At 66.5% G+C, this 21,971-nt stretch carries 15 protein-coding genes and 4 tRNA genes; 12 read left to right on the plus strand and 7 right to left on the minus strand.

Annotated features, from left to right (window positions below):
• Nucleotides 1-18: 18 nt before the first annotated feature.
• The 3 genes from AC1VNX_RS15655 (at nt 19) to AC1VNX_RS15665 (ending at nt 4,564) form a co-directional block, all read left to right on the plus strand.
• Nucleotides 19-1,218, plus strand: coding sequence for an efflux RND transporter periplasmic adaptor subunit (locus tag AC1VNX_RS15655; RefSeq protein WP_483157521.1), 1,200 nt, complete (start codon nt 19-21; stop codon nt 1,216-1,218).
• Nucleotides 1,215-4,373, plus strand: a complete 3,159-nt coding sequence (locus tag AC1VNX_RS15660; protein ID WP_483157522.1) for an efflux RND transporter permease subunit — start codon at nt 1,215-1,217, stop codon at nt 4,371-4,373. Before AC1VNX_RS15655 ends, AC1VNX_RS15660 begins: the two co-directional genes overlap by 4 nt.
• Before the next feature lie 104 nt (nt 4,374-4,477).
• Nucleotides 4,478-4,564: transfer RNA gene (locus AC1VNX_RS15665), tRNA-Leu, on the plus strand.
• An 85-nt stretch (nt 4,565-4,649) separates the two neighbouring features.
• Here the strand turns inward: AC1VNX_RS15665 and AC1VNX_RS15670 are convergent.
• A complete protein-coding gene (locus AC1VNX_RS15670) occupies nt 4,650-5,615 on the minus strand; it encodes a tetratricopeptide repeat protein (RefSeq protein WP_483157523.1) in 966 nt (321 codons plus the stop codon).
• A 267-nt stretch (nt 5,616-5,882) separates the two neighbouring features.
• Here AC1VNX_RS15670 and tig point away from each other — a divergent pair, with 267 nt between their 5' ends.
• From tig to AC1VNX_RS15715, 9 genes are all read left to right on the plus strand, one after another.
• Nucleotides 5,883-7,199 carry a trigger factor gene (gene tig, locus AC1VNX_RS15675; protein WP_483157524.1) on the plus strand — a complete coding sequence of 439 codons (1,317 nt, stop codon included), beginning with the start codon at nt 5,883-5,885 and terminating at the stop codon, nt 7,197-7,199.
• A gap of 115 nt (nt 7,200-7,314) precedes the next feature.
• On the plus strand, nt 7,315-7,923 hold the full coding sequence (gene clpP / locus AC1VNX_RS15680) for an ATP-dependent Clp endopeptidase proteolytic subunit ClpP (RefSeq protein ID WP_126023915.1): 609 nt from the start codon (nt 7,315-7,317) through the stop codon (nt 7,921-7,923).
• Nucleotides 7,924-8,030: 107 nt separating this feature from the next.
• Nucleotides 8,031-9,296 carry an ATP-dependent Clp protease ATP-binding subunit ClpX gene (clpX, locus tag AC1VNX_RS15685; RefSeq protein WP_483157525.1) on the plus strand — a complete coding sequence of 422 codons (1,266 nt, stop codon included), beginning with the start codon at nt 8,031-8,033 and terminating at the stop codon, nt 9,294-9,296.
• Between the two features lie 23 nt (nt 9,297-9,319).
• Nucleotides 9,320-11,761: an endopeptidase La gene (gene lon, locus AC1VNX_RS15690; RefSeq protein WP_483157526.1), complete on the plus strand. Its 2,442-nt coding sequence runs from the start codon at nt 9,320-9,322 to the stop codon at nt 11,759-11,761.
• Nucleotides 11,762-11,821: 60 nt separating this feature from the next.
• Nucleotides 11,822-11,897, plus strand: a tRNA-Gly gene (locus tag AC1VNX_RS15695).
• Nucleotides 11,898-11,960: 63 nt separating this feature from the next.
• Nucleotides 11,961-12,034: transfer RNA gene (locus tag AC1VNX_RS15700), tRNA-Cys, on the plus strand.
• Nucleotides 12,035-12,134: 100 nt separating this feature from the next.
• A tRNA-Leu gene (locus tag AC1VNX_RS15705) sits at nt 12,135-12,226 on the plus strand.
• A gap of 19 nt (nt 12,227-12,245) precedes the next feature.
• Nucleotides 12,246-12,887, plus strand: a complete 642-nt coding sequence (locus AC1VNX_RS15710; protein ID WP_301509542.1) for a DUF6806 family protein — start codon at nt 12,246-12,248, stop codon at nt 12,885-12,887.
• 34 nt (nt 12,888-12,921) lie between these two features.
• Complete coding sequence (locus tag AC1VNX_RS15715) at nt 12,922-14,226, plus strand: MFS transporter (RefSeq protein ID WP_483161962.1); 1,305 nt, start codon at nt 12,922-12,924, stop codon at nt 14,224-14,226.
• A 13-nt stretch (nt 14,227-14,239) separates the two neighbouring features.
• Here the strand turns inward: AC1VNX_RS15715 and AC1VNX_RS15720 are convergent, their stop codons facing one another.
• The 6 genes from AC1VNX_RS15720 to proW all read right to left on the minus strand — a co-directional run bounded on the left by AC1VNX_RS15720 (nt 14,240) and on the right by proW (nt 21,950).
• Nucleotides 14,240-16,438, minus strand: coding sequence for an Ig-like domain-containing domain (locus AC1VNX_RS15720; RefSeq protein ID WP_483157527.1), 2,199 nt, complete (start codon nt 16,436-16,438; stop codon nt 14,240-14,242).
• An 89-nt stretch (nt 16,439-16,527) separates the two neighbouring features.
• Nucleotides 16,528-17,355 carry a PA3715 family protein gene (locus AC1VNX_RS15725; protein WP_483157528.1) on the minus strand — a complete coding sequence of 276 codons (828 nt, stop codon included), beginning with the start codon at nt 17,353-17,355 and terminating at the stop codon, nt 16,528-16,530.
• Complete coding sequence (gene murI, locus AC1VNX_RS15730) at nt 17,322-18,116, minus strand: glutamate racemase (RefSeq protein WP_483157529.1); 795 nt, start codon at nt 18,114-18,116, stop codon at nt 17,322-17,324. The genes AC1VNX_RS15725 and murI overlap by 34 nt, the downstream gene beginning before the upstream one ends.
• A gap of 1 nt (nt 18,117) precedes the next feature.
• Nucleotides 18,118-19,671 (minus strand): fumarate hydratase, encoded by a 1,554-nt coding sequence (locus AC1VNX_RS15735; protein WP_483157530.1) that lies wholly within the window; start codon nt 19,669-19,671, stop codon nt 18,118-18,120.
• A gap of 63 nt (nt 19,672-19,734) precedes the next feature.
• On the minus strand, nt 19,735-20,757 hold the full coding sequence (gene proX / locus AC1VNX_RS15740) for a glycine betaine/L-proline ABC transporter substrate-binding protein ProX (RefSeq protein WP_483157531.1): 1,023 nt from the start codon (nt 20,755-20,757) through the stop codon (nt 19,735-19,737).
• A gap of 17 nt (nt 20,758-20,774) precedes the next feature.
• Nucleotides 20,775-21,950, minus strand: coding sequence for a glycine betaine/L-proline ABC transporter permease ProW (gene proW, locus AC1VNX_RS15745; RefSeq protein WP_483157532.1), 1,176 nt, complete (start codon nt 21,948-21,950; stop codon nt 20,775-20,777).
• Nucleotides 21,951-21,971: the final 21 nt, after the last annotated feature.

Raw genomic sequence — 21,971 nt, forward strand, 5'->3', positions numbered from 1 at the left:
TCCTATCCAGGGTGTCTCATGACCGCCTCCGCCGTCTTCTCGTCCCGTGTGCGCAGCGCCGCCTGGCTGCTGCTTCCCGCCGTCTTTCTGGCCGGCTGCTCCCCCAAACCCGCGGCCGAAGATCCCGTCCGGGCGGTCAAGTTCGTGACCGTGGGCGCGAGCGAATTCGATGCCCAGCCCGAGTTCTCGGCCGAGGTGCGAGCCCGGGTCGAATCGCGCCTGGGCTTCCGCGTCGGGGGCAAGATCACCAGGCGCCAGGCCGAGCTCGGCCAGCATGTGCAGGCAGGGCAGGTACTTGCCCAGCTCGATCCGCAGGACTATCGCCTCGCCGCCGAAGCGGCACGCGCCCAGCAGGCCGCCGCGCTGACCAACCGTGACCTGGCGGCGGCCGACCTCAAGCGCTACACCGAGCTGCGCGCCCAGAACTTCATCAGCGGCGCCGAGCTGGAGCGCCGCGAAACCACCTGGAAGGCCGCGCAGGCCCAACTCGAACAGGCGCAGGCGCAACTCGCCTCGCAGGGCAACCAGGCCAACTACACGACGCTGGTGGCCGACGTGGCCGGCATCGTCACCGCCATCGAGGCCGAACCCGGCCAGGTCGTGCAGGCTGGCACGCCGGTCGTACGCATCGCCCAGGACGGCGCGCGCGACGTGGTGTTCGCGGTGCCTGAAGACCGCGCCACGCTGATCAAGGCCGGCTCACCCGTCACGGTGCGCGGCTGGTCCGGCGGCAATGAGCTGCAGGGCCAGGTTCGCGAGGTGGCGGCCAGCGCCGATGCGGTCACCCGCACCTATTCGGTCAAGGTTTCCATCGACGCGGCCACCGCGCCGCCGCTGGGTGCCACGGTCTACGCGCGTCCGCAGGCGCTGGCGCATTCCGCCGCCACGGTGATGAAGCTGCCGACCAGCGCGCTGCGCCAGGAAGGCAAGGGCTCGGCCGTGTGGGTGCTCGACAAGTCGACCATGACGGTGCGTTCGCAGACTGTGCAGGTGGCCACCGCCGACGGCAATGAGGCCGTGATCGCCGGCGGCATCTCGCCCGGCATGATGGTCGTGGCGGCCGGCGTGCACGTGCTGTCGCCGGGGCAGAAGGTCACCATCTACCAGTCCAGGGAGGCGGCTGCTGCCGCCGCCAATGCAGGTGCCAAGGAGTCGGCGCAGCCCGTCACGGCTGTGGCTGCGACGAACAAGGAGATCGCATCGGGTGCCGCCAAATGAGCGGCGGCGCGGCGAAATCCACCGACAAGCCCTCCGGCTTCAATCTCTCCAAATGGGCGCTGGACCACGCGCCCCTCACGCGCTACCTGATGGTGGTGCTGATGGTGCTGGGCGCCTTCGCGTACTTCCAGCTCGGGCAGGACGAAGACCCGCCCTTCACCTTCCGCGCGATGGTGGTTCGCACCTACTGGCCCGGCGCCACCGCGCAGCAGGTGGCCGAGCAGGTCACCGACAAGCTCGAGCGCACGCTGCAGGAAGCGCCTTACGCCGACAAGATCCGCAGCTATTCGAAGCCCGGCGAGTCGCAGATCATCTTCAACATCAAGGACTCGTCGAAGTCCACCGAGGTGGCCAACGTCTGGTACACGGTGCGCAAGAAGATCGGCGACATGCGCGCCACCTTGCCGGCCGGCGTGCAGGGGCCGTTCTTCAATGACGACTTCGGCGATGTCTATGGCGTGATCTACGCGCTGGAGAGCGAAGGCTTCAGCTACGCCGAGCTCAAGACGATGGCCGACGACGTGCGCCAGCAGCTGCTGCGCGTGAAGGACGTTGCCAAGGTCGACCAGTTCGGTGTGCAGGACGAGAAGGTCTACATCGAGATCTCGCAGAAGCGCCTGGCGCAGCTGGGGCTGGATTTCAACGCCGTGCTCTCGCAGCTCGGCTCGCAGAACGCCATCGAGAGCGCGGGCACGATCCAGTCGCCGCTGGACGTGGTGCAGGTGCGCGTCGCGGGCCAGTTCACCAGCGTCGACCAGCTGCGCGAGATGCCCATCCGCGGCAGCTCGGGCAACCAGCTCAAGCTCGGCGACATCGCCGACATCCATCGCGGCTACATCGATCCGCCGTCGGTCAAGGTGCACCACCAGGGCAAGGAAGTGATCGCGCTGGGCGTGTCGATGGCCAAGGGCGGCGACATCATCGCGCTGGGCAAGGCGTTGAAGGCCACCGCCGTGACCATCGGGCAGCGCCTGCCGGCCGGCGTGAAGCTGGCGCAAGTGCAGGACCAGCCGGTGGCGGTGGCGAGCTCGGTCAACGAATTCGTGGGCGTGCTGATCGAGGCCGTGGCCATCGTGCTGGCCGTGAGCATCATCTCGCTGGGCCTGCACAAGGGCGGGCGCTTCGGCTGGTACATCGACATGCGCCCGGGGCTGGTGGTGGCGATCACCATTCCGCTGGTGCTGGCCGTGACCTTCCTCGCGATGAACTACTTCGGCATCGGGCTGCACAAGATATCGCTGGGCTCGCTCATCATCGCGCTGGGCCTGCTGGTTGACGACGCGATCATCGCGGTCGAGATGATGGTGCGGAAGATGGAGGAGGGCTACGACAAGGCCCGCGCCGCCACCTATGCCTACGACGTCACGGCCAAGCCGATGCTCACGGGCACGCTCATCACGGCGGCGGGCTTCCTGCCGATCGGGCTGGCGAAGTCGGTGACGGGCGAGTACACCTTCGCCATCTTCGCGGTGACGGTGATCGCGCTGGTGCTGTCGTGGATCGTCTCGGTGTACTTCGTGCCGTACCTCGGCACGCTGCTGCTCAAGGTGAAGCCGCACGACGCGAACGCGCCGCCGCACGAGCTCTTCGACTCGCCGTTCTACAACGCCTTCCGCCGCTCGGTGAACTGGTGCGTGCAGCACCGCTGGATGACCATCGGCGCCACGGTGCTGATCTTCGCGCTGGGCATCTTCGGCATGGGCAAGGTGCAGCAGCAGTTCTTCCCGGATTCGAGCCGGCCGGAGATCCTGGTCGACCTCTGGTTCCCGGAGGGCACCTCGTTCGCCGCGAACGAGGAGGTGGCCAAGCGCGTCGAGAAGCGCGTCATGCAGGAGGCCGGCGTGAGCACCGTCAGCACCTGGATCGGTTCCGGCGTGCCGCGCTTCTACCTGCCGCTGGACCAGGTGTTTCCGCAGACCAACGTGTCGCAGCTGATCGTGCTCGCCAAGGACCTGAAGGTGCGCGAGACGCTGCGCATCAAGCTGCCGCAGGTGCTGGCACAGGAGTTCCCCGAGGTGCGCGGCCGCGTCAAGCTGCTGCCCAACGGGCCGCCGGTGCCGTACCCGGTGCAGTTCCGCGTGATCGGCCCCGACCCGGCGCTGCTGCGAGGCCATGCCGACGAGGTGAAGGCCGTGCTGCGCGACAACGCCAACATGCGTGGCGTGAACGACAACTGGAACGAGTCGGTGAAGGTGATCCGCCTCGAGATCGACCAGGCCAAGGCGCGCGCGCTCGGCGTGACCAGCCAGGCCATCGCGCAGGCCTCGAAGACCATGTTCAGCGGCACCACTGTGGGCCAGTACCGCGAGAACGACCTGCTGATCGACATCGTGCTGCGCCAGGCGCCCGACGAGCGCCAGGCCATCTCGGACATCGGCAACGCCTATATCCCGACGACCTCGGGCCGCTCGATCCCGCTCACGCAGATCGCCAAGCCGGTGTTCACCTGGGAGCCGGGCGTGATGTGGCGCGAGAACCGCGACTACGCCATCACCGTGCAGGGCGACGTGGTCGAGGGCCTGCAGGGCGCGACCGTGACGGCACAACTGCTGCCGACACTGCGCGAGCTGGAAGCCGGCTGGGTCGCGGCCGGGCAGGGCGCCTACCGCATCGAGGTAGCGGGCGCGGTCGAGGAAAGCAGCAAGGGCTCGGCCTCCATCGTGGCGGGCGTGCCGATCATGCTGTTCCTGGTGTTCACGCTGCTGATGCTGCAGCTGCACAGCTTCAGCCGCTCGCTGCTGGTGTTCATCACCGGCCCGATGGGCATTGCCGGCGTGGCCGGCGCACTGCTGGTGCTGAACCGGCCCTTCGGCTTCGTTGCGCTGCTGGGCGTGATCGCGCTGATGGGCATGATCCAGCGCAACGCCGTGATCCTGATCGACCAGATCGAGCTCGACCGCGCGGCGGGCGTGCCGGCGTGGGACGCGATCGTGGAATCGGCGGTGCGGCGTCTGCGGCCCATCGTGCTGACGGCGGCCGCGGCGGTGCTGGCGATGATCCCGCTGTCGCGCAGCGTGTTCTGGGGGCCGATGGCCGTCGCAATCATGGGCGGCCTGATCGTGGCAACGGTGTTGACCCTGCTTGCACTGCCCGCGATGTACGCCGCCGCATTCCGTGTGAAGCGCGAGCCGGAAACGCAGCCGATTAGCGTCTAAAATCGCTGGCTGACCGATTTCAAGCGGATGGTCTTTGGCCCACGGGAATCCGTGATGCCGAAAGCCCGTCCGCTTTTGCATTCACCTGAAAAAAGATTGGCATCGCGCGGGTGGCGAAATTGGTAGACGCACCAGGTTTAGGTCCTGACGTTCGCAAGAACGTGCCGGTTCGAGTCCGGCCCCGCGCACCAGCCCTGCTATGTAGCCTGATCTATCGAGCAGTGAAAAAGCCCCGTTTCGTGAGGAACGGGGCTTTTTCTTTTTAGCCGGCTCTTATTACCAGTCGTTGTCGCCGCTGCTGCTGTCGCCGCCGCTGTCGAAACTGCCGCTGCCGCTCGAGTCGTCCCAGGAGCTCGTGTCCTTGATGCCGAAGTCGTTGTCGACGATGCGTTCGGGCTCCGGGGTGGTCGACGAGGGCCAGAGGCCGCGGCCCATTTCGGTGTTTCCGTTGTCGGCGATGCGGGTCGTGCCGCTGTCCCTGTTGTCGATCACGTTGTTGTCGCTACCGTGCATCCAGTGGCGCACCGCCTCTTGCGCGACCATCGCGCCGACGCCCACGGCTGCACCTGTGGCAAGGGCCGAGCCGAGGCCCATGCCGGGGCTGGCGGCGGGCGGTGGCGCGGGCGTCCAGTTGCCGCCTGGGCCGTAGCTTCCATAGCCTGCCGGCGCGCCCTGCATGCCGGGCATGCCCGGTGCGGGGCCGTACGACGGGGCGACCGGTGCCGCGGGCGGCGCAACCCGGCGCCGGAAGGCGAGGTAGCCGACGACCAGCAGCCCCAGCAGGGCGATGGGCATCCACGGCACGGAACTCGTTCGGCTCTCGGCGGCGCGCGGTGCTGGCGCAGCGGGCTCGCTCACGCGGGAGGGCGTGCTCCTGGCCTGCGGCACCGGCTTGTCGAGCTTGTTCGCGAGCCGTTCGACGGCCTCGGGCTTGGCGAAGTCGAGTTCGGGCGACAGCGTCTTCGCCTTCGCGAGTTCGCTTCTCGCGTCGTCGAGCTTGCCTTCGGCCGCGAGCAGCTCGGAGTGCACGAAATGCGCCTTGGCGCTGTTGGGGTGGTCCTTCAGCACCTTCGCGATCATCGCGTCGGCGTCGGATATCCGGCCGCCGTTGGCGGCCTCGTAGATCTGCTGGATGGTCGGCTCTTTCGGAGTCGGCGCGTCGGTCTTGGCCTGCGCGAGGGAGGGCATGCCGAACGCCACGGCAAGGCTGAGGGCGAGGGCGGCAAACATTCGCTGGAGCATGAGAATTTTCCTGTGCATCCCTGTGAGGGAGGATGAATCGAGAGTCACTGTACGAGCTGAATATTGGCCAAACCTGACCGCTGTTCGCTCCGCGCTTCAACCCCGTGAAAACCCGCTTTCCCGCCGGATTAGAATCCCGGGTTGCCCAGTTTTGCAGGCGGCACCCGCGTGCCTCCGCATAAATCCCGCCAGCGCGTGTAAGTCCTTGATCTGTATTGATAAAAAAGATGCAGGCCCCGCGCACAGCCCCCTTACCAGGAAGACATCATGACCGTGACCGTTGAAACTCTCGAGAAGCTCGAACGCAAGATCACGCTGACCCTGCCGGTCGGCACCATCCAGTCCGAAGTCGATTCGCGCCTCAAGAAGCTTGCGCGCACCGTCAAGATGGACGGCTTCCGTCCCGGCAAGGTGCCGATGAACGTCGTGGCCCAGCGCTATGGCTACTCGGTGCACTACGAAGTCATGAACGACAAGGTCGGCGAGGCCTTCTCGCAAGCCGCGAACGAAGCCAAGCTGCGCGTCGCCGGCCAGCCCCGCATCACCGAGAAGGAAGAGTCGCCCGAAGGCCAGCTGGCTTTCGACGCCGTCTTCGAAGTGTTCCCCGACGTCAAGATCAACGACCTGTCGGGCGCCGAAGTCGAGAAGCTCTCGGCCGAAGTCGGCGAAGAAGCCATCGACAAGACCCTGGACATCCTGCGCAAGCAGCGCCGTACCTTCGCCCAGCGCGCGCAAGACGCCGTGGCACAGGACGGTGACCGCGTGACGGTCGACTTCGAAGGCAAGATCGACGGCGAGCCCTTCCAGGGCGGCAAGGCCGAAGACTTCCAGTTCGTCGTCGGCGAAGGCCAGATGCTGAAGGAATTCGAAGACGCCGTGCGCGGCATGAAGTCGGGCGACAGCCGCACCTTCCCGCTGTCGTTCCCGGCCGACTACCACGGCAAGGACGTGGCCGGCAAGCAGGCCGACTTCCTCGTCACCGTGAAGAAGATCGAAGCCTCGCACCTGCCCGAAGTCAACGAGCAGCTCGCCAAGTCGCTCGGCATCGCCGAAGCCACCGTCGAAGGCCTGCGCGCCGACATCAAGCGCAACCTCGAGCGCGAAGTGAAGTTCCGCCTGCTGGCGCGCAACAAGAATGCCGTGATGGACGCCCTGGTGGCCAACGCCGAGCTCGACCTGCCCAACGCCAGCGTGCAGTCCGAAGTCAGCCGCATGGTCGAAGGCGCCCGCGCCGAGCTGAAGCAGCGCGGCATCAAGGACGCCGACAAGGCCCCGATCCCCGACGAAGTGTTCCGTCCGCAAGCCGAGCGCCGCGTGCGCCTGGGCCTGGTGGTGGCCGAACTGGTGCGCGCCAACAACCTGCAGGCCAAGCCCGAGCAGATCAAGGCCCACATCGACGAGCTGGCCGCCAGCTACGAAAAGCCGGCCGACGTGGTGCGCTGGTACTTCAGCGACAACAACCGCCTGGCCGAAGTCGAAGCCGTGGTCATCGAGAACAACGTGACCGATTTCGTGCTGGGCAAGGCCAAGGTCAACGAAAAGTCGGTCTCGTTCGACGAACTGATGGCTCAGCAGCAAGGCTGATTTCCCAAGCCGCCCGCTACGCCGATGGGGCTTGTGCTTTGCGGCACGAGCCCCATTTCACTCAGGCGTACAGTTCAGAAACAGCGAACGATCCCATTTCTCGGAGAGCAAATTCATGAGCGCACAGGAAACCCAGGCCCTCGGCATGATCCCGATGGTCATCGAGCAGTCGGGCCGCGGCGAGCGGTCTTACGACATCTACTCGCGTCTCCTCAAGGAGCGCATCATTTTCCTGGTGGGCGAGGTCAACGACCAGACCGCCAACCTCGTGGTGGCCCAGCTGCTGTTCCTCGAGAGCGAAAACCCGGACAAGGACATCTCGTTCTACATCAACTCCCCGGGCGGCAGCGTGAGCGCCGGCATGGCGATCTACGACACCATGCAGTTCATCAAGCCCGACGTGTCGACCATGTGCCTGGGTTTCGCGGCCAGCATGGGCGCCTTCCTGCTGGCGGCCGGTGAGAAGGGCAAGCGCTTCTCGCTGCCCAACTCGAAGATCATGATCCACCAGGTGCTCGGCGGCGCACGCGGCCAGGCCACCGACATCGAGATCCACGCGCGCGACATCCTGCGCACCAAGGACCAGATGAACCGCATCCTGGCCGAGCGCACCGGCCAGCCGCTGGAAAAGGTCAAGGCCGATACCGAACGCGACTATTTCCTGACCGCCGACGAGGCCAAGGACTACGGCCTGGTGGACCAGGTCGTCGCCAAGCGCGGTTAAACGCCGGCGCCGCTGGCGCCAAATGGCAAAAAACGGCGTTTTCCACACGGGAAACGCCGTTTTTGTTTAGTTATCATTGTCCCTACCCTGTAACGAGGCAAAAGTCCATGGCCGATAAAAAAGGCTCCTCCAGCGAAAAAACGCTTTATTGCTCGTTCTGCGGCAAGAGCCAGCACGAGGTCAAGAAGCTGATCGCGGGCCCTTCGGTCTTCATCTGCGACGAGTGCATCGACCTTTGCAACGAGATCATCCGCGATGAACTCCCGGCGGGTGAGGAAGCGCGCGAGGCGCGCAACGACCTGCCGACGCCGCTGGAGATCAAGGCCAACCTCGACAACTACGTGATCGGCCAGGAGCCGGCCAAGCGCATGCTGTCGGTGGCCGTCTACAACCACTACAAGCGCCTGCGCCACAAGGAAAAGGCCAAGGGCGACGACGTGGAGCTCAGCAAGAGCAACATCCTGCTGATCGGCCCAACCGGTTCGGGCAAGACGCTGCTGGCGCAGACGCTGGCGCGCATGCTCGACGTGCCCTTCGTGATGGCCGACGCCACCACGCTGACCGAAGCCGGCTACGTCGGCGAGGACGTCGAGAACATCATCCAGAAGCTGCTGCAGAGCTGCAACTACGAAGTCGAACGTGCCCAGCGCGGCATCGTCTACATCGACGAAATCGACAAGATCTCGCGCAAGTCCGACAACCCCTCGATCACCCGCGACGTGTCGGGCGAGGGCGTGCAGCAGGCCTTGCTGAAGCTCATCGAAGGCACGATGGCCAGCGTGCCGCCGCAAGGCGGGCGCAAGCACCCGAATCAAGACTTCCTGCAGATCGACACGACCAACATCCTGTTCATCTGCGGCGGCGCGTTCGCGGGCCTCGAGAAGGTCATCGAAAACCGCACCGAGGCCTCGGGTATCGGCTTCGGCGCGTCGGTCAAGAGCAAGCAGCAGCGCAGCATCACCGAGGTGTTCCGCGAAGTCGAGCCCGAAGACCTGATCAAGTTCGGCCTGATCCCCGAACTCGTGGGCCGCATGCCCGTGGTCGCCTCGCTCGCCGAGCTTTCCGAAGACGCGCTGGTGCAGATCCTGACCGAGCCGAAGAACGCGGTGGTCAAGCAGTTCACCAAGCTTCTGCAGATGGAAGGCGTGGACCTCGAGATCCGTCCGGCGGCGCTCAAGGCGATCGCCCGCAAGGCGCTGGCCCGCAAGACCGGCGCGCGCGGTTTGCGCTCGATCCTTGAACAGTCGCTGATCGACACCATGTTCGAGTTGCCGAACGCGACCAATGTCGACAAGGTGGTGGTCGAGGAATCGACCATCGACGAAAACAAGCCCCCGCTGCTCGTGTACCGCGAAGCTGCGAAAAAGGCTTAAAGCCAAAGACGCGAAGGATCTGCATGTCTGGCCATACCCCTCTGCCTCCCGAAGCCCTCGACCTGCCGCTGCTGCCGCTGCGCGACGTCGTGGTGTTTCCCCACATGGTGATCCCGCTGTTCGTGGGTCGCTCCAAGAGCATCAAGGCGCTCGAACTGGCCATGGAGGCCGAGCGCCGCATCATGCTGGTGGCCCAGAAGGCCGCCGCCAAGGACGAGCCCTCGGTCGAGGACATGTTCGAGGTCGGCTGCGTCTCGACCATCCTGCAGATGCTCAAGCTGCCCGACGGCACGGTGAAGGTGCTGGTCGAGGGCCAGCAGCGCGCCCGCGTGAACCGCATCGATGACGGCGAGACCCACTTCTCGGCCAACGTGACGCCCGTCGAGGCGCCCGAAGGCGGCGAGAAGGGCACCGAGGTCGAGGCCCTGCGACGCGCGGTAATGCAGCAGTTCGACCAGTACGTCAAGCTGAACAAGAAGATCCCGCCCGAGATCCTGACCTCGATCTCGAGCATCGACGATCCGGGCCGCCTCGCGGACACCATCGCCGCGCACCTGCCGCTCAAGCTCGACAACAAGCAGGCCGTGCTCGACCTCGACGACGTCAAGGCGCGCCTGGAAAACCTGTTCGGCCAGCTCGAACGCGAAGTCGACATCCTGAACGTCGACAAGAAGATCCGGGGGCGTGTGAAGCGCCAGATGGAAAAGAACCAGCGCGACTTCTACCTCAACGAGCAGGTCAAGGCCATCCAGAAGGAGCTCGGCGAGGGCGAGGAGGGCGCGGACATCGAGGAGATCGAGAAGAAGATCAAGCTCGCGAAGATGTCCAAGGAAGGCCTGAAGAAGGCCGAGGGCGAGCTCAAGAAGCTCAAGCTCATGTCGCCCATGTCGGCCGAGGCCACCGTGGTGCGCAACTACATCGACGTGCTGATCGGCCTGCCCTGGAGCAAGAAGACCAAGATCAAGCACGACCTGGCCAATGCCGAGGCGGTGCTCAACGCCGACCACTACGGCTTGGAAAAAGTCAAGGACCGCATCCTCGAATATCTCGCGGTGCAGCAGCGCGTGGACAAGGTCAAGGCGCCGATCCTGTGCCTCGTGGGGCCTCCGGGCGTGGGCAAGACCTCGCTCGGGCAGTCGATCGCCAAGGCGACCGGCCGCAAATACACCCGCATGGCGCTGGGCGGCATGCGCGACGAAGCCGAGATCCGCGGCCACCGCCGCACCTACATCGGCGCGCTGCCGGGCAAGGTGTTGCAGGGGCTGAGCAAGATCGGCACGCGCAATCCGCTGTTCCTGCTCGACGAAATCGACAAGCTGGGCACGGACTTCCGCGGCGACCCTTCGAGCGCGCTGCTCGAGGTGCTCGACCCCGAGCAGAACCACACCTTCGGCGACCATTACGTGGAAGTCGACTTCGACCTGAGCGACGTGATGTTCGTCGCCACCTCGAACTCGATGAACATCCCGCCGGCGCTGCTGGACCGCATGGAAGTCATCCGCCTCTCGGGCTACACCGAGGACGAGAAGACCAACATCGCGATCAAGTACCTGCTGCCCAAGCAGATGAAGAACAACGGCGTGAAGGACGACGAGCTCGCTGTCACCGAAGAAGCGGTGCGCGACATCGTGCGCTACTACACGCGTGAAGCCGGCGTTCGTTCGCTCGAACGCGAGCTGTCCAAGATCTGCCGCAAGGTGGTTAAGGGCCTCCTGCTGAAGCAACTCACGCCGAAGGTCACGGTCACCGGCGCGAACCTCAACGATTTCCTCGGTGTGCGCAAGTTCACCTTCGGCCTGGCCGAGAAGCAGAACCAGGTCGGCCAGGTGGTCGGCCTCGCGTGGACCGAAGTCGGCGGCGACCTGCTGACGATCGAAGCGGTCACCATGCCCGGCAAGGGCGTGATCAGCCGCACCGGTTCGCTGGGCGACGTGATGAAGGAGTCGGTCGAGGCCGCGCGCACCGTGGTGCGCAGCCGCTCGCGCCGCCTGGGCATCAAGGATGAGGTGTTCGAGAAGCGCGATATCCACATCCACGTGCCCGATGGCGCAACGCCGAAGGACGGCCCGAGCGCCGGTGCAGCGATGACGACGGCCTTCGTGTCGGCGCTCACCGGCATCCCCGTGCGCGGCGACGTCGCGATGACGGGCGAGATCACGCTGCGAGGCGAGGTCACTGCCATTGGTGGACTGAAGGAAAAGCTGCTGGCGGCCCTGCGTGGCGGCATCAAGACCGTGCTGATTCCGGAAGAGAACGCCAAGGACCTGCAGGACATTCCCGAAAACGTGAAGAACGGCCTTGAGATCGTGCCCGTGAAGTGGATCGACAAGGTGCTCGAGATCGCTCTCGAGAAAACGCCCGAACCGCTGTCCGATGAGGAAGTGGCTGCATCCGCCGCTGCAATGGCCGAACTGGCCAAGCAGCGCGGTACTTCGCCGGCTTCTGAAGGCTCGGTCAAACACTGATCGGCGCCTTCAAGAGTTGCGGGGCCTCGAAGAATTGGTATATACTTCAAGGCTCGAAACGCGGGAATAGCTCAGTTGGTAGAGCGCAACCTTGCCAAGGTTGAGGTCGAGAGTTCGAGACTCTTTTCCCGCTCCAGTTTTGAAAAAGGGAAGCTCCAGCTTCCCTTTTTTTCGCTAGTTTGATTTCGTATTTCTGCGTGGCGCGATAGCAAAGCGGTTATGCAACGGATTGCAAATCCGTCTAGTCCGGTTCGACTCCGGATCGCGCCTCCACTCTTTCGGTTCAAACAGATTCGGCCCCGAATTCCAAGCCCCGCCAACCGACGTTGCCGGGGCTTGTTTTGTTTGGGTTATCGTCGATGTCCAACCTGACGCCCGGATGGTGAAATTGGTAGACACATCGGACTTAAAATCCGCCGCTTCCTTAATCGGGGCATACGGGTTCGACCCCCGTTCCGGGTACCAACTTACAAGGGAGCATTAGATGCCTCGCTACAACGCTCCATTTGAAATTCATGTGCACGGCGACGTGCCGCTGCGTTCGGACGTGACCTTCGAGCAGATCCAGGAAGCGCTCAAGCCGCTCTGGAAGTACGCTGGTGCCAAGTCGCTGGCCGACGGCGCGACCAGCTCCTACGAAGAAGAGCCCGGCATCCGCTACGAGCAGAAGGACCATGTGCTCCAGATGTGCTGGACCGTGGCCGGCGACGAAGACTTTCGCCAGGCGCTCGACGAGATGTGCATGGGCCTGAACGAGCTCTCCGAACGCGGCGCGGCCATCGAGGTCACCTTCTACGACACCGACTTCGACGAGGAAGAAGGCGATCCGGAAGAAGAGTCGCGCGACGACTTCCTGATGCTCTTCGTCGGCCCCAACCCGGCGGCGATCATGCAGGTGCAGCGCGACCTGCTGGTGGAAGACGTGGTCAACCTCATGGAGCGCCACTTCGACGGCTCCGAACTGGGCGGCGTGGTTGCCGAAATCGATCGCCTCTTCAGCGACCGTTTCGACGCACTCGTGAACTCGCTCGAAATAGGCAAGCGCCCGCGCGGCACCGGTGGTCCGGGCAGCGGGGGCAGCGGCGGTGGCCATGGCGGCGGCCGCCGTCCGCGCCACCTGCACTGACTACCTGACCGACGCCGCCCGCGGCACTCCGCGCATGGCCCTGTTCCCCGCCTCAGCGCTGCAACCGGGCGTGCGCAAGCGCGAGGTCTTCGGCTGGGCGATGTACGACTTCGCCAACTCTGGCTACACCACTGTCGTCATCACTGCAGTATTCGCCGCCTACTTCGTGGGCGGCATCGCCAAGGGTGCTCCATGGGCCGCCTTCGCGTGGACGGCCGCGCTCAGCACCTCTTACGCCATCGTGATGCTCACGATGCCCGCCATCGGCGCCTGGGCCGATCTGCGCGCGGCAAAGAAACGGGTCCTGGTTCTCGCAACCCTGGGCTGCGTTTTCGCGACGGCGGCGCTTGCCGTCACCCCCAGCTTCACCGGCGCCGGTGGCGTAGCGCTCGCGATGGCGCTGATCATCGTCTCCAACGCCTTCTATTCCTACGGCGAGTCCCTCACGGGCGCCTTCCTGCCCGAGCTGGCCACGGCCGAAGGCATGGGTAAGGTGAGCGGATGGGGCTGGGCCTTCGGCTATGTCGGCGGCATGCTGGCGCTGGGCATCTGCCTGGCCTATGTGCTGTGGTCCCAATCCAAGGGGCTGCCGGCGGCGCACTTCGTGCCCGTCACGATGCTGATCACGGCGGCCATCTACGGGCTCGCAGCCTGCGCGACCTTCGCGCTGCTGCCCGAGCGCGCGCAACCGCGTGCCACGGGCAGCGAGCAGGGTGCCTGGCAGCAGCTGCTCGTTACCTACCGGCAGGCGCGCTCGTACCGCGACTTCATGTGGCTGCTGGCTTGCACCGTCTGCTACCAGGGCGGCGTGGCTGTGGCCATCACCCTCGCTGCCATCTATGCGGAGCAGGTGATCGGTTTCGTGGCGAGCGAGACCATGGTGCTGATCTTCGTGCTCAACATCGCGGCCTCGCTGGGAGCCTTCGGCTTCGGCTATGTGCAGGACCGCATCGGCCACAAGATCTCGCTGGCCGGCACGCTCATCGCGTGGGTCGCGGTCTGCGTGATCGCCGCGCTGGTCACCACCAAGGGCGGTTTCTGGTGGGCAGCGACCATCGCGGGGCTGGCCATGGGATCGAGCCAGTCGGCCGGCCGCGCGATGACGGGCTACCTGGCGCCGCCGAAGCAGCTTGCAGAGTTCTTCGGGCTCTGGACCTTCGCAACGCGGCTGGCGAGCATCGTCGGCCCGCTGAGCTTCGGCGCCATCACCTGGATGTCCGGCGGCAACCAGCGCATCGCGATTCTTTCAACCACGGTGCTGTTCGTGGCGGGGCTGTTGCTGCTGCTGCCGATCGACATGCGGCGCGGCCGCCAGGCCGCGCTGCGCGCTTCCTCCTGACTGCCGCCGGCGATCAGGGCAGCTTGTCGCCGAACAGGCTGTCGTTGGTCAGCGGCCAGCCGACTTCCGGTGCATAGCGCACCGTCCAGTTCGCCGGGTCCTTCACGCGGGCCGCGAAGGCGGCGAGATCCGAACGGTCGAGCGAGCCGGTGTAGATCGCGTTGGTCTGGTTGGCGGGCGTGACCTTGAAGCTCATGCCCGTACCGGCTGTCGTGACGGCGTCGGGAATGGAGCCCGCGTCACCGCCCAGCGTGATGGTTGCAAGGTAGTCGCCGACGGCGGTGATCTGTCCCGCCACGCCGTCGCCCAACCCGGCGATGGTGCCGCCCGCGATGGCGTAGACGGTTTCCGACTTTCCGATGCCGCCCGGCGACCCGAGCGTGAAGCCCTTGTCCGCGATCGGATTGCCCGTCACGTCGGTCTGGATGGTCACGATGGTGCCGGCCGGCAGGTTGCGGTCGGCGGTCCAGAAGAAGGCCGTCTCGTTGGTGATGCCGGTGAACTCGTTCGTGCCCGTCTTGCGGTCGCGGTCGGTGAAGAGCACCTTCGTGCCGCCGTTCACCGCCTTCAGCAGCACGAAGGCGTAGGCGTCGGGCGCCTCGGCGTTGGCGGCCATGAAGAGCAGGTCGCCAGCGGCAAGCGTCGTGGCGCCGGCGGTCGTGGTGAAGCTCAGCTTCGTCGCGTCGCTGATGCTGGCGAAGGCGTTGCCGGCGGGGTCGGTGATGGCATTGCCATCGATGGTGACGTAGTAGCCGCTGCTCGCTGCCAGCGGCGCCGACGGGATCAGCTTCAGCTTGTTGAACGCCACCTGCAGGCGGGCGGCGGGGCTGTTTGCGTGGAAGGTCTCGACCACGCTGCCGTCGGCCTTGTGCAGCACGATGCTGCCCGAGCCCAGGCGCACGGCCTCGTTGAACGACAGCGTGATCGCGGTGTCGAGGTTTACGCCCACGAGACCGGCCGGCGTGGCCTTCTGCAGCTTCGGCGCGGTGGTGTCCACCAGCGGCGAGCCCAGGCGCACCACGAAGCCGTCGAACTTCTGGTCGGCGGCGGGCAGGTCCTTCGAGGCGGTCTTGCCGTCCCACTTGGTGTCGCCGTTGTCCAGCAGCAGCTGGACCTGCGTGCCGGCCTTCACCGGGCCCGGCACCTCGACCACGGATTCGAAGCTGCCGCCGGTTTCCTTGCGCAGCGCGTCGAGGTCGTTCGAAAGCTCGACCGGCGCGCTGTTCGGGTTGCCGTCCCATGCGAAGAGCGCGAAGTTGCGGTCCACCTCCGGCACGCCGGGGCCCGCGGGGCCGGCGACGATCAGGTAGTTGCCGTCGGTGCCCTTGTCGATCGAGCGGATGCCGCGGCCGCCGAGTTCGAGCTCGATGGGCGCGCCGAAAGTGGCCTGCGTGGCGGTGCCACCGACCAGCGCGGCGTAGTTCTGCACCGGCACGATCAACGCCTTGGAGCGCACCGTGGTACCCGTCTGCGGCGCGCGGAAGCCGAGCCACAGCGCGGTGTCGCCGGGCGAACTGGTCATGCCCTCGATGGAGAAGCCGTCGACCCGCTCGGGCGCGATGCCCGCCGCGGCCGACACGGCAAAGCCGAAACGGTTGGCGCCGAGGCCGTGCGCGTTGCCGGAGTCCCAGGCGATGAGCTGCGCTTCGAGCAGCGCGAACTGGCCGACGTAGTCGAAGGCGGTGGCTGCGCCCGTGCCGGTGACCTTGACCGCGAACAGGTGCGAGCGGTCGGCGGCCGCGTCGCCGCCATCCTTCTTGTTGCTGTTCGAGCCGGTGAAGTACAGCGTGTCGCCGACGCGGGTGCCGGCCTCGAGGTCGAGTTCCTTGGTGAGCTTGGGGCCTTCGAGCTCGTAGCTCCATTCCTTCACCGCGGCGCCGCCGCCGCGCGGGTAGACGCGCAGCACGTTGGCCTCGTCGTCCGCCACGATCATGAAGTTGTCGGGCAGCGCGATGGCGGTCGATGCGTCGGAGGAGCCCTTGGTGGTGCCCGCATTGGGCGTGAACCGTGCCTTGGAGACGAGCTGGTCGGGCTCAGGCTGCGCGGCCGGCGGTTGTGCCGGTGGCTGGGCGGCCGGCGGCGCCGAACTGATCGGCGGAAAGAATCCGCCGGAGCCGCCACTGCCACCTCCGCAGGCACTCAGAGCCAGCGCGAGCGCGCCGGCGAGCAGCAGGGGCTTGAAGGGAATGCGAGTCTGGGAGGGGGAGTTCATTGTGCGCGGCAATACTTTTTGACAAACCGCGCATGCTGGTACTTTTGTGTGACGGCCTGGTGAAAAACGGGCCGCGGATCAGGCTCCCGTCAGGGGACTTGCTGCTGGAGCGACTTCGGCACCTTGAAGCGCTCGCCGTCGTAGCGCAGCGTGACGGTGTTGAACTTCGGGGGCAGGGCCTTCTCGACGCAGCCCTGGTCTTCCTGCTCCTGCGCGCGGCTTTGCAGCAGCGTGCGCGACAGCTGCAGGTCGGCAAAGCCGTTGCTGCTGCCCTTGCCGACCGACAGCATGGTGCGCAGCTTCTCGAAGTGGCCGGTGCAGGCCGAATCCCATCCGCCGTGGTCGTGGTCGAGCTCGATCTCCTGCAGCACCTGGCGCATCTGCTTGCCGTGGTGCACGTACAGTCGCACCGTCTCGCTCGCCAGCGGGCTGCCGGGTGCGTTGCTGCCCCTGTAGCGCACCCGCACGCCGAAGGCGCGCGCCTCGGACGACAGCACGTAGCGCGAGGTGTCGATGCGGATGTCCTGGATCGAGGTGGTGGCGTCCTCGTCGAGCGCCTCTGGCTGCAGCAGCCGGCCGATGACGGTGTCGCGGTCGGTGTTGCCGTTGTCGGGGCGCTGGATCAGCAAGATTTCGAGGTCGAAGACCTTGGCGCCCCGGTCGGTGGTTTCGCGCGGCATCGGCAGCACGACGATGCTGCGCCCCGGAAAGGCCGGCCACACCTTGCAGGCCGCGAGCCGCTCGTCGAGCTGGCGGTTGGGGTGCAGCTTGGCATGCATGCGCTCGGCAAGGCCGCTTTCGCAGGCCGCGTGGCTCAGGCCGGCGGCTGAAAGGCCCAGGAGGAAGAGGGCGGCGTGGCGCAGCAGCAGGCGCATGGAGCGGTTCAGGCTGTGGCGGCTGCGGAAAGCCCGAGCCATTTGGCGGCCGCGGCTTCGAGCACGGCGACGTCGCCGCTGCTCTGCAGCAAGAGGCTTCCCGTGGCTGCGGTGCCGTCGGCGAGCCGCCCCGCCGATGCGAGCAGGCGCCGCGTCTGCTGCGCGACCGGCACACCCGTGTCGATGAAGCGCAGCGTGGCCGGTGCATGCTTGCCCAGTTCGTCCTTCACCAGCGGATAGTGGGTGCAGCCGAGCACCACCGTGTCGACTTCGCCGTGCCCGTCGCCGAAGGGGCCGGCCTCGGCCATGTAGCGTTCGCTCAGTGCCGCGATGCCGGCCGAGTCGAAGCCCTCGATGGCCTTCACGAGGCCGTCGCAGGGCACCGGCCTCACGTCGGCCGATCCGGCGAACGAGGCGCGCAGGGCCGCGTACTTGGCGCTGGCCAGCGTGCCTCGCGTGGCCAGCACCGAGATGTGCCCCGTGCGGCTCGCCGCCACGGCGGGCTTGAGACCGGGCTCCAGCCCGACGATCGGCAGGTCGGGGTGGTCGGCCCGAAGCAGGTGGATGGCAGCGGTGGTGGCCGTGTTGCAGGCCACCACCAGCGCCTTGATTCCGTGCTCGCGCAGCAGGTGTTCGACCACCGCGCGCGAGCGCTCGATCACGTAGGCGTCTCCGCGTTCGCCATAGGGCGCATAGGCCGTGTCGGCGAAGTAGACGAAGTTCTCGTGCGGCAGTTCGGCCCTCAGCGCGGCCAGCACGCTGAGCCCGCCGACACCGCTGTCGAAGACGCCTACCGGGCTCAACTCAGGCTTCTTCCATCATGATGGTCTTGAACTCGCCCATGGCGATGCGCTTCTGCCACTCGGCCGGACCGGTGATGTGCGCGCTGGTGCCGCCAGCATCGACCGCCACCGTCACGGGCATGTCGACCACGTCGAATTCGTAGATGGCTTCCATGCCCAGGTCCTCGAAGCCCACCACCTTGGCGGTCTTGATGGCCTTGCTGACCAGGTAGGCGGCACCGCCCACGGCCATGAGGTAGGCGCTCTTGTGCTTCTTGATGGCCTCGATGGCGACCGGGCCGCGCTCGGCCTTGCCGATCATGGCGATCAGGCCGGTCTGCGCCAGCATCATCTCGGTGAAGCCGTCCATGCGGGTGGCGGTGGTGGGGCCGGCGGGGCCCACGGCCTCGTCCTTCACCGGATCGACCGGGCCCACGTAGTAGATGACGCGGTTGGTGAAGTCCACCGGCAGCTTCTCGCCCTTGGCCAGCATGCCCTGGATGCGCTTGTGCGCGGCGTCGCGGCCGGTGAGCATCTTGCCGTTGAGCAGCAGCGTGTCGCCCGGCTTCCAGCTCGCCACTTCGGCGGGCGTGAGCTTGTCGAGGTCGACGCGCTTGCTCTTCTTCTCGTCGGGCGCCCAGTTCACGTCGGGCCACAGGTCGAGCGAGGGCGCTTCGAGGTAGACCGGGCCGCTGCCGTCCATCGTGAAGTGCGCGTGGCGCGTGGCCGCGCAGTTGGGGATCATCGCCACGGGCTTGCTCGCCGCGTGCGTGGGGTACATCTGGATCTTGACGTCGAGCACGGTGGCCAGGCCGCCCAGGCCCTGCGCGCCTATGCCCAGCGCATTGACCTTCTCGTACAGCTCGACGCGCAGCGCCTCGACCTTGCTGAGCTCGGCGCCCGAGTTCTTCTTGGCCAGCAGCTCGTGCATGTCGAGGTCGTCCATCAGGCTTTCCTTGGCCATCAGCGCCGCCTTCTCGGCCGTGCCGCCGATGCCGATGCCCAGCATGCCCGGCGGGCACCAGCCGGCGCCCATGGTGGGCACGGTCTTGAGCACCCAGTCGACCACGCTGTCGCCGGGGTTCAGCATGACCAGCTTGCTCTTGTTCTCGCTGCCGCCGCCCTTGGCGGCCACGGTGACTTCAAGTTTGTCGCCCGGAACGATCTCCGTGAAGATCACCGCGGGCGTGTTGTCCTTGGTGTTCTTGCGGTCGAACTGCGGGTCGGCCACGACCGAGGCGCGCAGCGTGTTGTCGGGGTGGTTGTAGCCACGGCGCACGCCTTCGTTGATGGCGTCGTCCAGGCTGCCGGTGAAGCCGCCCCAGCGCACGTCCATGCCCACCTTGAGGAACACGTTGACGATGCCGGTGTCCTGGCAGATCGGGCGCTGGCCGGTCGCGCTCATCTTGCTGTTGGTCAGGATCTGCGCGATGGCGTCCTTGGCCGCGGGGCTCTGCTCGCGCTCGTAGGCGCGGGCCAGGTGGGCGATGTAGTCGGCGGGGTGGTAGTAGCTGATGTACTGCAGCGCGGCGCTGATCGATTCGATCAGGTCGGCCTGCTGGATCGTGGTCGTCATGGTGGGGGCTTTTTAGGAATGTGAAACGCCCCCCGATTATCTCAGCCGCGGCGCCTGCCCCGCCTACCTTGCCGCAGCCCGGGCTTGCTCCACCCAGCCGTCGAAGAGCTGCTGGTGCGCCCTGATCCATCCGTCGGCGTGGCGCTCCACGTCCTGCTGCGTGTTCGCGCCCTGGCTCATGCGCAGGTTCTGGGCGTTGATGTCGCCGATGGGCAGCTTCATCACCTCGAACAGCCTGCCGGCGGCCGGGTTCTTTTCGACGAAGGCCCGGTTGGCGACGATCTGTTCCTGGTTGGCCTGGAAGCCGTAGTTCCTGCCGTTGGGCAGCTGCGTGTCGACATTGCCGCCATCGCCCTGAGAGGAGGAGAAGGGCACCTGCAGCCACACCACGTCCGCGCCCGGGCGCAGCACGGCGCTCACCCAGTACGGCGTCCACGTGTAGTACAGCACCGGCTTGTCCTGCCTGAAGCGCGCGATGGTGTCGGCCATGAGCGCGGCGTAGCTGCCCTGCCTGTGACTGACGGTGTCGCGCAGTTGGTAGGCCGTCAGGTGGTTCTCGATGGCCAGCTCGCAGCCCCAGCCGGGGTTGCAGCCCGTGAGGTCGGCCTTGCCGTCGCCGTCGGTGTCGAACATCTTCGCGATGGCCGGGTCCTTCAGCTGCGCGATGTTGGTGATGTTGTATTGCTCGGCCGTCTTGCGGTCGATGAGGTAGCCCTGCACCGCGCCGTCGGAGTACACGCCCTTGCGCCACAGCCTGGCGTCGCCGCCGCTGTTCTTGTAGAAGTCGGCGTGCAGCAGGCTCCAGTGGTTGGCCATGAAGGTGGCGTCGCCGTTGGCGATGGCCAGGTGCTCGGTGGCGGGCTCCAGGTCCTTCATGGGCTCGACGGTGTAGCCGAGCTTCTCGAGCGCGCGCATCACCAGCAGCGTCTGGAAGGCCTCCTCGGCGAGTGAACTCTTCAGCGGCTGCACCTTGATGCCCTTGCCGGGCAGGTCGGCGGAGGCTTGGGCGGCAACGCCCGAGGCCACGAAGGCGAGGGCGAGCAGGCCGCGTGCGATGAATCGGGGTTTCCGGTTGATGAAGTTCATGTGGCGGATTCCTCCGTTCATCGCGCCTGCGCCGACAGGGCGGGGGCGGGTTCGGCATCGGCGTGAGCCGGTGCCACGGCACGCTGCAGCATGCGCAGCGCAAGGCCCACCGGGCCGGTGTGCCACCAGCGGCGACCGGCGCTGCGGCGCGACTTGCCCATGGCCTGCGTCAAGCGGTCCAGCGAGATCGCCAGCAGCACGATGCCCACGCCGCCCACGGTCGCCAGGCCCATGTCGAGGCGGCCGATGCCGCGCAGCACCATCTGGCCCAGGCCGCCCACGGCGATCATCGAGGCGATGACCACCATCGACAGCGACAGCATCAGCGCCTGGTTGATGCCCGCCATGATCGAGGGCATGGCCAGCGGTAGCTGCACCTTCACCAGCATCTGCCAGGGCGAGGCGCCATAGGCGCGCGCGGCCTCTATGAGGTCGGGGCGCACCTGGCGCAGGCCGAGGTTGGTCAGGCGCACCAGCGGTGCCAGCGCGAAGACGATGGTGACGATCACGCCCGGCACGTTGCCGATGCCGAACAGCATCACCACCGGCACCAGGTACACGAAGGCGGGCGTGGTCTGCATCGCGTCGAGCACCGGGCGTATGACGCGCTGGGCCCGGTCGCTGCTGGCCAGCAGCACGCCCAGCGGCAGGCCGATGACCATGCAGAAGACCAGCGAGGTCAGCACCAGCGACAGCGTGACCATTGCCTCGGGCCAGATGCCCAGCATGGCCACCAGCAGCAGAGCCACCGTGGTGCCGATGGCCAGCGCGCGGCCGGCGAACTGCCAGACCAGCAGGCCGATCAGCGCGATCATCGCCAGCGTGGGCAGGCCGGTGAGCAGGCTCTGCACCGAGTTCAGCGTGCTGTCGATGGGCAGGCGAACGGTCTGGAAGAAGGGACGGAAGTGCTCGACCACCCAGCCCAGGCCGCTGTTGATCCAGGACTCCACGGGCAGCGAGCCGTCCCAGAGCCGGTGGAGCTGGAAGCCGCCGGTGGCTGCATCGGCGTGGCCGGCCAGCAGGTGGGCGCTGTCGAGCTGCGCGGGGGCGTCGAGCCAGGCGCTGGTCGCGGTGGCGTCGGGCGCGGCGGAGAGGGCCTCCCACGGGTCGACCGGGGCGGGGGCAGGCGTCGCCAGCACGGTCGCGGCGTCGTTCAGCGGTGCGAGTTCGGAGGGCAGTGCGGTGTCGTTCATCGGTTGTTCCTTCGAAATCGT

It is taken from the genome of Variovorax sp. TLI9-5A (genome assembly GCF_056867935.1).